At 42.2% G+C, this 11,887-nt stretch carries 13 protein-coding genes; 7 read left to right on the forward strand and 6 right to left on the reverse strand.

The window, feature by feature from the left end; all coding sequences use genetic code 11:
• Window positions 1-64 precede the first annotated feature (64 nt).
• A complete protein-coding gene (gene grpE / locus V7L29_RS04105; protein WP_334691673.1) occupies window positions 65-814 on the reverse strand; it encodes a nucleotide exchange factor GrpE in 750 nt (249 codons plus the stop codon).
• 517 nt (window positions 815-1,331) lie between these two features.
• Entirely contained in the window at window positions 1,332-1,694 is a 363-nt protein-coding gene (locus V7L29_RS04110) for a hypothetical protein (RefSeq protein ID WP_334691674.1), read from the reverse strand.
• A gap of 325 nt (window positions 1,695-2,019) precedes the next feature.
• Between V7L29_RS04110 and V7L29_RS04120 the strand changes: the two genes are divergently transcribed.
• The 4 genes from V7L29_RS04120 to V7L29_RS04135 all read left to right on the forward strand — a co-directional run bounded on the left by V7L29_RS04120 (window position 2,020) and on the right by V7L29_RS04135 (window position 7,314).
• Window positions 2,020-4,026, forward strand: a complete 2,007-nt coding sequence (locus V7L29_RS04120; RefSeq protein WP_334691675.1) for a GspE/PulE family protein — start codon at window positions 2,020-2,022, stop codon at window positions 4,024-4,026.
• Window positions 4,027-4,126: 100 nt separating this feature from the next.
• A complete protein-coding gene (locus tag V7L29_RS04125; RefSeq protein WP_442944129.1) occupies window positions 4,127-5,278 on the forward strand; it encodes a type IV pilus twitching motility protein PilT in 1,152 nt (383 codons plus the stop codon).
• Window positions 5,279-5,351: 73 nt separating this feature from the next.
• Window positions 5,352-6,575 carry a type II secretion system F family protein gene (locus V7L29_RS04130; protein WP_334691677.1) on the forward strand — a complete coding sequence of 408 codons (1,224 nt, stop codon included), beginning with the start codon at window positions 5,352-5,354 and terminating at the stop codon, window positions 6,573-6,575.
• Window positions 6,576-6,753: 178 nt separating this feature from the next.
• The gene (locus tag V7L29_RS04135) at window positions 6,754-7,314 is read left to right on the forward strand and encodes a hypothetical protein (protein ID WP_334691678.1); all 561 of its coding nucleotides are present in this window, start codon (window positions 6,754-6,756) and stop codon (window positions 7,312-7,314) included.
• Window positions 7,315-7,475: 161 nt separating this feature from the next.
• On the opposite strand, the gene bioU is transcribed toward V7L29_RS04135, so the two are convergent.
• From bioU to V7L29_RS04150, 3 genes are all read right to left on the reverse strand, one after another.
• Window positions 7,476-8,498 (reverse strand): (S)-8-amino-7-oxononanoate synthase BioU, encoded by a 1,023-nt coding sequence (bioU, locus tag V7L29_RS04140; protein WP_334734624.1) that lies wholly within the window; start codon window positions 8,496-8,498, stop codon window positions 7,476-7,478.
• A 170-nt stretch (window positions 8,499-8,668) separates the two neighbouring features.
• Window positions 8,669-8,896 carry a DUF3368 domain-containing protein gene (locus V7L29_RS04145; RefSeq protein WP_334691680.1) on the reverse strand — a complete coding sequence of 76 codons (228 nt, stop codon included), beginning with the start codon at window positions 8,894-8,896 and terminating at the stop codon, window positions 8,669-8,671.
• A gap of 262 nt (window positions 8,897-9,158) precedes the next feature.
• Window positions 9,159-9,404, reverse strand: a complete 246-nt coding sequence (locus tag V7L29_RS04150; RefSeq protein ID WP_334691681.1) for a UPF0175 family protein — start codon at window positions 9,402-9,404, stop codon at window positions 9,159-9,161.
• A gap of 609 nt (window positions 9,405-10,013) precedes the next feature.
• On the opposite strand from V7L29_RS04150, the gene V7L29_RS04155 reads away from it, so the two are divergent.
• Genes V7L29_RS04155 through V7L29_RS04165 form a run of 3 tightly spaced genes read left to right on the forward strand, consistent with a single transcriptional unit; the run spans window position 10,014 to window position 11,110 of the window.
• Entirely contained in the window at window positions 10,014-10,223 is a 210-nt protein-coding gene (locus V7L29_RS04155) for a DUF2997 domain-containing protein (RefSeq protein WP_334691682.1), read from the forward strand.
• Between the two features lie 39 nt (window positions 10,224-10,262).
• Complete coding sequence (locus V7L29_RS04160; protein ID WP_334734625.1) at window positions 10,263-10,649, forward strand: DUF1257 domain-containing protein; 387 nt, start codon at window positions 10,263-10,265, stop codon at window positions 10,647-10,649.
• Entirely contained in the window at window positions 10,649-11,110 is a 462-nt protein-coding gene (locus V7L29_RS04165; RefSeq protein WP_334734626.1) for a ferredoxin, read from the forward strand. The genes V7L29_RS04160 and V7L29_RS04165 overlap by 1 nt, the downstream gene beginning before the upstream one ends.
• 361 nt (window positions 11,111-11,471) lie before the next feature.
• Here the strand turns inward: V7L29_RS04165 and V7L29_RS04170 are convergent, their stop codons facing one another.
• Window positions 11,472-11,756, reverse strand: a complete 285-nt coding sequence (locus V7L29_RS04170) for a YiaA/YiaB family inner membrane protein (RefSeq protein WP_334734627.1) — start codon at window positions 11,754-11,756, stop codon at window positions 11,472-11,474.
• Window positions 11,757-11,887 lie beyond the last annotated feature (131 nt).

An 11,887-nucleotide genomic window follows, 5' to 3' on the forward strand; every position in this document is an offset into this window, starting at 1 on the left:
GTACGCGGTGCTCGTCCTTGCTATAACCCAGGCACTTGAGGTCAGCGAGGCAAGCAATTACAGCTTAACTGTTGGCTGAACTCGACTGATCTTCTGGTGCAAAAGGTGTATCTTCCTTGGGAGCAGCTACTTTGACCATTGCATGGCGTAGCACGCGATCGCCCAAGTAATATCCGCGCACTAACTCTTCTAACACTGTTCCTTCAGGATGTTCATCCGTAGGTTCCCGCATTACTGCTTCGTGCAGGTTAGGATCGAATTGTTGACCTTCGGGACGCATTGGTGATACACCCAAGCGCTTCAAGCTATCTACTAATTGTTTGTAAACGCCTTGGTAACTTTTGTGCATAGTCATTTCGCCATCAGATTGCGGTTTGAGGTGCGATCGCGCCCGCTCAAAATTATCGACCACTGGCAGCAATTCCAAAATCGTATTCCGCTTCACCTGCAACTCTAGGTCTTCTTTTTCTTTGCTAGTGCGTTTGCGGTAATTCTCAAAATCAGCGGCAATCCGCATATATTGAGTACTACGCTCTTCCAGTTGCGTTTTGAGAGATTCAATTTGTTGAGTCAGTTCTGCTGAAGCTGCCGTTTCCACTTCAGTTTTCTGGGTTGCAGCGACGTAATTTTCTGGATTGAGAGTAGCCGTATCCCCCGGTACATTGGTTTGGGCTGCCACTTGCTCTGTAACCTCGCTGTCAGATTCATTGAAATTAACTTGGGCTGGGGAGTCACTCTTCATTGCTTGCTTTACCTCTGTTGGTTCACCTAATTGCTGGCTTAGATTGTTTATCTGTTTATTTTCATCCATCATTGTCTACTCATTCCAGATGCTTTTTATGGCAGTGTATCTCCACAGCTTGCAACCGTCGTCATCCACGACTTGCCACTGAGGCTGATTTTATTGCCGACAGGTTCCTGAAAGTGATGTAACTGTCCTCTTATTGTGACAAATGGTGAACACGTTAGCCCAGACGCCATTAAGGCGGTAACCCGAACGAGTAGTCTACATCTAGGAGTAAGTAATTTGGAAGAGTGGCGCTGAATATAATTCGCCCCTCATCTTATTCATAAGTCAGTTTTTTAATGAATTACTACTTAAAATTTAACCATTTCTCAAAAATTGTCATTCCTTCAAAAGTGCTAAGTGTTGTTAGCGGTAGCGGGGCGTTTAGCCCGTGCTGAGTCAAATTTTTTGAATCTTGACTTTTTAGCTCATGTGGAAAAACTTGACAATTAGCTGAGATTTATAACTACAACAGCGATACAATTGCTGAAGCTGAATACTGACTGGGTTGGCTATCATTCTTTGTTAAAGTAAGAATTGCCTGCTAAGACTTGCCCTTTTTGTCTTTTAGCATCCAAACACTCAAGATAAGCGATTTATCGGCTTTAGCATCAATGCGTGTCCAGCCTGCTTGTTTAAATTGGGCTTCATAATGAGAAGCAAGGGCTTGACTATCTAGCTCAGTTTTCAACGTCGCCTTTGAAATCAAACTATCATTACCAACTCTAGACCCATAGGGGCTTACGCTTATGCTGGTTTTAGGTGGAGCGCTTAATAAAGGCATTGGTGCTATATCAAATCTTTCGGCTGCATTAAGGTTCAGTTGCCGGAATTTATCAGAACATGGGTTGTTTGCATTGTTGTAACTATGACCAGCACTTAAAATAAGAAAACTTTGAGCACGCACAACTTCATAATATTCCTACTATAGATAATAAAGCAATCGCCAAACACTTAGAGGCTTTATTAAGCACAGCAATTTTGGTTTAACAAAATTATTATAAACAGTTAGGATTACGAAATAGGATTCTGAATTTATCGTTAATGGTGGCAGCAGTATTAAGTTTATTGATTGAGCGAGTCTTTTTCACTGAGCATTTAGCAAGAACTTTCAGCGGCGGCTTGGGTGACTCAGAAGTTGGGTGACTCACGACTTTTTTAGTAAATGAGAATTCTGTCTCACAGTAGGGGAATACTTTAAGCAGAGGTTTCCCCTACTCAATTGCTCATTTATGACTTACTCGTCAGCACAACGGCGCAGTACCGCTCTAACTACCAGAACAGAGTTTTCGCCCTTCGGCAACAAGCTAGTGCAATCTGGCTATGTCAATACCGAACAGATGAGGCAGGCGCTAATTGAAAGCCGCAAATCTGGCAGACCCTTAACAGAAGTATTAGAGTCAATCACTGGTCAACAACTATCACCTGAGTTGCTCAGGCAATATAAAAAACAGCAGCTATTTGAACTGAAAATACTATACGGAGTTGAATTCCTCGATCCAGAAGTCAATTCCGTTGGCAACACGATGATGGGGAACCTGATTGAAACCCTTATCCCAGTGGATATCTGTCGTCGCCACCGCTTAGTACCACTATCGAAACACGAAGACCAAACCCCGCCCTCAGTTTTAGTGGCGATGGTTGCTCCAGATAATCTAGAGGCTTCTGATGACCTGAACCGCATCTTGCGCCCCCAAGGCTTGGCGTTACAGCGCATGGTTATTACACAGGAAGACTACCAGCAGCTAATCAACCAATACCTGGATGAAATGGCTGTTCGGCAAAAACACCTAGAACGAGAAAACTCTACAGATATTAGTCAAGATTTAGAAAATCTTGGAAATCTCGATCTTGCGGATGCTCCTGAAGAAATGGAGGCCGATCTAGGGGCAGCGATGAAGGGCGCAGAAGATGCCCCAGTTATCAATCTAGTTAATAGAATCCTAGCTAAAGCCTTACATGAAGGCGTTTCTGACATTCATATCGAACCGCAAGAGGAAAACTTACGCATTCGCTTTCGCAAAGATGGCGTACTGCGTGAAGCTTTCCCCCTAATGCCGAAAAAAATCATCCCGGCGGTGACAGCCCGATTTAAAATCATTTCCAATCTAGACATTGCTGAACGCCGTCTACCCCAAGATGGACGTATCCGTCGGCTGTTTGAGGGACGTAAAGTGGACTTCCGGGTGAATACCTTACCCAGTCGCTACGGGGAAAAGGTGGTGCTGCGGATTTTGGATAACTCCTCCACCCAACTGGGATTAGATAAGTTAATTACCGATCCAGAGACTTTGGATATTGTCAAAGATATGGTTAGCCGTCCCTTTGGGCTAATTTTGGTAACTGGGCCAACTGGTTCTGGGAAAACAACCTCGCTGTATTCTGCACTCTCAGAAAAGAACGATCCCGGAATTAATATCAGTACTGTGGAAGACCCAATTGAGTACAGTCTTCCAGGGATTACTCAAGTACAGGTGATTCGGGAAAAAGGGTTAGATTTTGCTACCGCATTGCGGGCTTTCTTGCGGCAAGATCCAGATGTGCTACTGGTGGGTGAAACACGGGATAAGGAAACGGCAAAAACAGCAATTGAGGCTGCCTTGACCGGTCACTTAGTATTAACTACTTTACACACCAATGATGCCCCAGGTGCGATCGCTCGTTTGGGGGAAATGGGGATTGAGCCTTTCATGGTTTCTAGTTCCTTAATTGGTGTTTTAGCTCAACGTTTGGTGCGGCGTGTATGTTCTGAATGTCGCATTGCCTACACTCCCACAACTGAGGAACTGGCTCGTTATGGTCTATCAGCTTCCTCTAATGTCGGAGTCACCTTCTATAAAGCTAACACCTTAACATTAGATGCGATCGCAGATGCCAAAACCAAAAATCAGCTTTGCCCAAAATGTAATGGGGTCGGCTACAAAGGGCGTTGTGGTGTTTATGAAGTCATGCGAGTCACCGAAAACTTGCAAACTCTGATCAACGAAGATGCACCCACGGAACGCATCAAGGAAGTGGCAATAGAAGAGGGGATGAAAACCTTGCTGGCTTATAGTTTGGACTTAGTGCGTGAAGGTTCCACCACTTTAGAAGAAGTAGAACGAGTGACGTTTACTGATACTGGCTTGGAAGCAGAGTTAAAAGCCAAACGCAAGACTGGTCTTACCTGTCGGAGTTGCGATGCCACATTGAAACAAGAATGGCTGGATTGTCCTTACTGTATGACACCTCGGTTTTAAGACTAGTCATTGGTCATTAGTCATTGGTCATTGGTCATTGGTCATTGGTCATTAGTTGATGCTTAGTAACTTTAAACGAATGACAAAGGACAAATGATAAATAACAAAATTAAAAGGAAGCAGAACTATGGAAATGATGATTGAAGATTTGATGGAGCAGTTGATTGAAATGGGTGGCTCGGATATGCATTTATCCGCAGGTTTGCCTCCCTACTTCCGCATTAGTGGCAAACTCACCCCCATAGGTGAGCATGTATTGACATCTGATCAATGTCAAAGGCTGATTTTTAGTATGCTCAACAATACCCAACGTAAAACCCTAGAGCAAACCTGGGAGTTGGATTGTTCTTATGGTGTCAAAGGTTTGGCTCGTTTTCGGGTCAATGTCTATAAAGAGCGTGGTGCTTATGCTGCTTGCTTACGAGCATTAAGTTCTAAGATTCCTAACTTTGAAAAATTGGGTCTGCCAGATATCGTGCGAGAAATGTGCGATAAGCCTAGAGGACTTATTCTGGTGACAGGCCCTACAGGTTCGGGGAAGACAACTACTCTAGCGGCAATGATTGACTTAATTAACCGCACCAAGGCAGAGCATATTTTAACGGTGGAAGACCCGATTGAATTTGTCTACGAACCAATTAAAAGCTTGGTTCACCAACGGCAACTGGGTGAAGATACCAAGAGCTTTGCTAATGCCTTGAAAGCAGCTTTGCGGGAAGATCCAGATATTATTCTGGTGGGGGAAATGCGCGATTTGGAAACGATTTCTTTGGCAATTTCCGCAGCGGAAACAGGACATTTAGTATTTGGTACGCTACACACCAGTTCCGCCGCCCAAACTGTTGACCGGATTATTGACGTTTTCCCCCATGAAAGACAAACCCAAGTGCGGGTGCAATTGTCTAACTCATTAGTAGGGGTATTTAGCCAAACCTTGGTGTCCAAGAAAAACCCTAAACCCGGTGAATATGGTCGGGTGATGGCTCAAGAAATTCTGATTGTCACTCCCGCTATTTCCAACTTGATTCGAGAAGGCAAAACATCTCAAATTTACTCAGCTATTCAAACTGGCGGCAAATTGGGGATGCAAACTCTGGAGAAGGTTTTAGCCGATTTTTACAAAGCAGGAACGATCTCCTTTGAAGCCGCGATGTCTAAGACTTCTAAGCCAGATGAAATTCAACGTCTCATCGGTGCTGCGACACCGCAGGCAGCAGGTGCAAAACCCGGTGCGGCTGCCAAAGCGCATTAAAAAAAAGGGTTAAGGGAGATGAAAGGGATGAAAAATCCTTGACAATTTTGAATTTTGAATTTTGAATTTATTTATGCCAACCTATATTGCCCGTGTTCGCGACTCCCAAGGAAAATCTCGAACAGAAAAAATTGTTGCCGAATCCTTAGTACAAGCTCGTACTAATCTTAGAGAGCAAGGTTTTGTAGTCCAAGAACTCAAACAATCTCAAGGATTTCAACCAAATTTTGACTTAAAAAAATTCCAGAATTCCTTAGTTAAGGTTTCTGTGAAAGACAAAGCCGTTTTTTCCCGTCAATTTGCCGTTTTGATGAATGCGGGAGTTGCGATCGTTAGAAGTCTGGGTGTACTTTCTGAACAGTGTAGTAACCCTAAACTGAAACAAGCTCTTGTGGAGATTAGCATCGATGTTCAAAGCGGAATGAATCTTTCAGAGTCAATGCGGAAGCATCCTGAGTGCTTTGATGGCTTATATGTGAGTATGATTCAAGCTGGCGAAGTTGGTGGTGTTCTAGACGAAGTATTGAATCGTTTAGCTAAGTTGTTAGAAGATGTTGCCCGCTTACAAAACCAAATTAAATCAGCATTGTCTTATCCAACGGTGGTGGGTTTTATAGCAGTTACTATCTTTCTCGGCATGACCATTTTTCTTATTCCCATTTTTGCCACGATTTTTATACAAATTGGAACTACATTACCACCTCTAACGCAATTTTTGATGGATACTAGTCTATTTTTGAGAAGTCCGAAGGCTTTCATCCTTATCGCTATTCTCGTAGGACTGAAAATTGCCTATACACGGTACTCTAAAACTCCTGTTGGTCGCATAACAATTGATCGTCTTTCCCTGAAGATGCCTTTGTTTGGTGACTTAATTCAAAAATCGTCGGTTGCCCGCTTTAGCAGGACTTTTGGGTCTTTGACTCGTTCAGGTGTACCCATTTTAACTTGCTTAGAAATTGTCCGAGATACATCAGGAAACCAAATAATTGCCAATGCCATAGATGCAGCCCGCTTAGAGATTCAACAAGGAGGTATGATTAGCATTGCTTTACAAAAAGATGCTGTTTTTCCGGCTATGGCAATTCAGATGATTAGTATCGGCGAAGAAACTGGAGAATTAGATGCAATGTTGATGAAAGTTGCCGATTTCTATGAAGATGAAGTTGAGCAGGCAGTAAAAGCAATGACCAGTATTTTGGAACCAGTGATGATTGTCGTTTTGGGGGGGATGGTTGGAACTATTTTGCTAGCGATGTATCTGCCTATGTTTAAGGTATTTGAAACATTGGGATAGGGGATTAAGAGTTAGGAGTTAGGAGTTTAAACTTTTTATTCCTAACTAATGAATTTTATCCTGAACTCCTTACTATTTAAGAAACGGAGTTAGGAGTTAGGAGATTAAACTTTTTATTCCTAACTAATGAATTTTATTCTGAACTGCTTACTCCTAACTCCTAACTAATTTATAAACTATGACTGTGCAAAAATCTCACTACGAAGCGAGTTTGGCAGAGTACAGCAATCATCTAGCTGCGATCGCCTTACTAAAACAACATCGGCCATACTTGGAGATGATTCCCAGTCTGCGCCGTCCAGATGAAAGTGTCATCACTATACCCTTGCCAATTGTCCGTCTTCGCAATACTGCTACAACAGCCCCACAAACGATTTGCTTACCTTGTGATGTGGCAATTTTGATGTGCGATCCAGAGTGGAAAATCAAAACTGGAGCAGAGATTTTGCTTTTTATTCATCGTCCCCATGAAGACTTTTCTGATTTGTTAGGACGTTGGCGACAAACCCAAGTTTGGTTAGACAATGATTATGAGTGGTTGATGCCTCTGTGCCACAGTCATATTTTGAGTGAGGGAGCTAATACTATATTTCCTCTGTTTGTCGTTTTTAGTGAGACTTTAGAACGCATCCAAAGAGGCCTTGTGGGAGCCGAACTCCCATTTATTATGCAAACACCAGATTTGCTCCTTGAGGAGAATTTAACAGATATTTTCTCTCCAGAAATTCCACCAGCTTAAAAAAGTTAGGAGTTAAAAAAGAGGAGTAAATAAGTTAGGAGTTAAAAGTGAGGAGTTAAGAGTTTAAAATTGCAAATTCTGAATAAAGTCAGAGATTTTTAAGTCTCAAGTTTAGGTTTTTAACTCTTAACTCCAAACTCCAAACTCCTAACTCCTAACTATTACCTGACAAATTGGGGCATAATTTCAGCAGCGGTGAATATTCCATAAATGCCGCGTTGGTACAATTGCCTACCAGCTTTGAGATAGCCAAAGGCAGGGCCGCAAACATTGGCTGCCATACTGGTTTCATCTCCCAGAGTAAAGGTATGGGTGGAAATCTTCCCTTCAAAGGTGCGCCCTGTTACCTTAACGTTGGTGCTGAGGGGCTTTTTGGGATTGCGAGTATCGACTACACCACCAACAGTAACGCGATCGCGCCCCACTATTCCCGCTACCTCTAGCATCACATCATCAGCGTGTTCCATATTCGTCAAGGTAAGCACGCCATTAGTTTTATCTAGTAGTGCTTCTACTTGTGCATCAGTCATCGCCCTGGCGGTTTCCACTGTGTAACCAGGCATATGTCCAATGTCTTCCCGAACAGTGGCGCGGTAAGCTTCCCAGTTAGCAATTCCCACCCCAAAGGTGATTTCGACTTGATGAATTTCGGCGTAGCTTTGGGCAGCTAAAGCTGCTGCGGCGGTTAACAGTCCTGGTGTAGCACCACATCCTGTCATATAAGTAATCCCGGCTGCTTCCAGTTCTTCTTTCATCGCCAGTAGTTGTTCTACAGCAGTGGTGCGCTTAATCGCATCCACTAGCACCCCACGCCAACCAGATTTGATAAACTGCTTGGCTACAGAAGGAATAAAGTCATTTGGCAAGTTGGGTAAAGCTAGAAAATACCCATCTACAGATTGAGCTATTTCAATTACATCCTGAATACTTTGATTTGTTAACGTACCAACTGGCTCTAAATGACCTACTGAATCTTGGGACTGGTAGGTGGCGATGCATTCTTGAGTATTTAAACCATCAGGAGCGTAAGCGTAGCCTTTATGATCTGCTGCTGCGACTAAAATCATTTCCTGTTTAGCAGCAAGTACCTTGGCGGCTGCTTGTCCGAGTCCGCCAAAACCTAGTACTCCTATGCGTATCGCTGGCGAAATATTTAGAGAATTTTTGACTTTTTCAGAATTCATAGTCAATTGGTTAAGTTGAATTAAAAGCCTTTAGCATTCGGCATCTCAGCTTCCGGCTTGTAACTGGTGGCTGATGGCTGATCGTTCAAAGCTATAAAGGTTAATTATGATTCATTATCCCGGGTTCTTTGGCTGACTGATGTTTTTTTATATAAGCTACTTGTACAATATCAAAAATTAATTTTCATCAACAAGCTGTAAAACCTGTTGTATAAAGGTTCAGCTACCCAGAATCCTGCTTGGTTAATTAAAGCATCTAACAGAGGTTTCACAGCAGAAATTAGCTTTTGACTTTTAGCTTCAACCAAGATTCCTAAAATCCCTGTGTAGCTGAGATTTACCCTAGCCGCAACCATGCAACCACGACGTTCATCAATCAAAACTTGATCTGCTTTCATTTCCAGTGCTAGAGCAATTGCTTCAGCTTCACCAATATCCAGTTCATTGCTGAATGCTTCAACCAGTATACGATTTTGAACTGGACGAGTTTGAATCCAGATAAAAGTTTGTACTTCAGTTGCACCTGCAACTGGAAAGTTGGGATCAGTTAGTTCTCGGTAGACAGCTTCAGGAATTAGGACTGTTCCATAAAGCTGTTGTAGTAAATGAAGATGGTTAATGGCGGCGAGGTTATTGATGGGGGAAGTATCACGACAACGATCACAGTCTACGCATCGTCCGCAAGTTTTCTATATCTTGTTCAAAATCCTCTATACCGTAATGTACTGAAATTTGACGGCTTGCGAGTAGATGCTGAAATGCTATACGATTCATTTCTGCAAACCGGCTGGCTTGAGCAAGGGTTAACTTTTCTTTTTGAAAGAGCATCACCGCAATTTCCTGCTTCATTTCGCCTTCAGTCATCCGAGTTGCGGCTAGTATTTCATTAGGAATGACGACGTTCATAATTACAATTCTCTCTATGTCTGGGTTGGACTACGAACATAGAATTTAACGCGATCGCCTGCTCATAGGTTGGCTTCATGCAAGAAAACCCAAAATTTGCTTATATTTAAACGTTTTTTAGATTCTGGCGATCGCAGTCTAAAAATCCGTTTACACCCTATCCCAAGTCAATTTACTTCTGCGTATACCCCACCATATTGCTGTAGGCTGACACCGCGCTACATACAATCTACCTGGAAAACCTTAAGAGAATAAGGTAAATCTAACGGTAATGATAAAGTTTTTCAATAAAATTTATATTTTTGTAAATTGCCTTGCTGGCTATATTACCTCTAATGCTTATCTTGAGGACTTTTGCCGCTTACTTGGCAAACTCAGTTATTACCTTGACTAATTGATGAGGTTAAGAGAAACTAACTAAATACTGATGTGTCTACTTATAAAATTAATAATTTTTGTAAAGATTTTGAGATATATATGTTGAAAGATGGAACATTATTTAACAAATGGCAAGTTTGTATCTAAAGTAAAAATGTTCCTACGGCTATATTTATAGCCTTCTGCTAAGGCAGTATAATTCAAGCGTACTTATCGTGGTTGGCCAAGAGCATGGAAACATTAGAGTTCATAATCTATCCAGACGGTCGGGTACAAGAAAAAGTCACTGGCATTGTGGGTAATTCTTGCGCTGAAGTTACAGCAGCAATAGAGGCCCAGCTGGGGCAAGTACTTAATCATGAGCCAACCTCAGAATTTTTCGCCGCTAAGGTGCAGCAATCTAATGTGGCGAATACACACACCACTTACAGCGATTGGTAAGTTTTCACAGTAGTTTAGTGTTATTAATTCAGAACCACCATGTCACACTTTAGCCAAATTAAGACTCAAATCCGTAACCTTGATTCTTTGAAAGATGCTCTGACTGAATTGGGCATAGACTGGAAACCCGGGCCACGAGAAGTACGCGGCTATCGCGGTCAAACCCATCCTGCGGAAGTTAGTATTGAGCAGGAAAATGGCTACGACATCGGCTTTAGATGGAATGGCAAAGAATATGAACTGGTGGCTGACTTGCAATATTGGCAGCAGAACCTGTCTGTAGACGGATTCTTGCGCCAGGTAACACAGCGCTATGCTTATCAAACGGTTATGAAAGAAACTGCTCGTGTTGGTTTTCAAGTCTCTGAACAACAAAAAAATGAAGATGGTTCAATTCGCCTGGTAGTACAGCGCTGGAGTGCGTAATGGCTGATTTTCTACCGTCGCCGGAAGAACAAGAAGACAACCGTTCCGGTTTGGAACCAGAATTAGGGGGTTTTTTACGAGATGCCCCAGAACGTTCTGGTTTAGAGCCGGAATTAGGCGGTATGCTACGCCAAAATGGTGTTTATGTTGACGAAATCACCTGTATTGGTTGCAAGCACTGCGCTCATGTAGCGCGTAACACCTTTTACATTGAACCAGATTACGGGCGATCGCGCGTGGTTCGGCAAGATGGGGACAATGAGGAAATTATCCAAGAAGCAATTGACACTTGTCCGGTTGATTGTATTCACTGGGTTGATTACACTCAATTGAAAAAGTTAGAACAAGAGCGCAAATATCAGGTAATTCCTGTAGTGGGTTATCCGGTAGAACATGCAGTTGTTGCTAGCGAACGTCGGCGTAAAAAGCAAAAGTTAAAGACGAAAAAATCCCGTTATTAAGATAAAAACGTTAAATCAATATAACAAAGGACTGGTATATCCAGTCCTTTCGTTTTTTGTCATATGATTAATTTATGATGTGTAGATTCTGACTTTTCACGGCATGTGGAAAAGGTTATTTTGAGGGTTTCTCAAGCCCTGATTTTTACGTTAGCTATTTTCATTAACTTATAACTATTGAGAATTAGGCTGTGGAAAAAGCCATGCTGTTTCGTGGTTTGAGGACTTACCGGGAAAAGTCAGGTGTAGATCACATCAAATGGGAAAAGGTAGTATTGTTTGATATTTCTGAAACGGCTTTTTCGTAAAGCCTTTTAATTCAAAATTGGCAATTGAAAATCCAAAATTGGTATGACTGCCTTCATTTTAAAATTAGAGGATCGTGTTGTAAAAGTAATTTTTCTACTTTCGCCTCGTCTAACCTAGCAGTTAATCTTCTAGTTTCGTGCAAGTCTCTAGTAGTTTTCGCCAAAGTAAAAGTTGAGCCAACAGAAAAAGCTAAACCCATACCCATAAACCCTTTCACCCAGCTATCCACAGGCAAATGTAGAATGCCAAAGGTGGTCATAGAAATAGAAAGCATAAAAGCTGCCCAAGTTTGAATAATCCAAGCTGCACTGTCTTTTTGAGTACCAATTGTTTGCATATTTCCTACCTTCGATATGGATAATTTATACCAATTCATCATGACGCTCGAACCCGAACAGCGTGTCGCAAACAAGACTCACTAACGTAATTCGTAATTAACAGGCGTCAGATTTCATCTCGGTTTCCAGA

This window comes from Nostoc sp., assembly GCF_036916575.1.
Lineage (GTDB): Bacteria > Cyanobacteriota > Cyanobacteriia > Cyanobacteriales > Nostocaceae > Nostoc.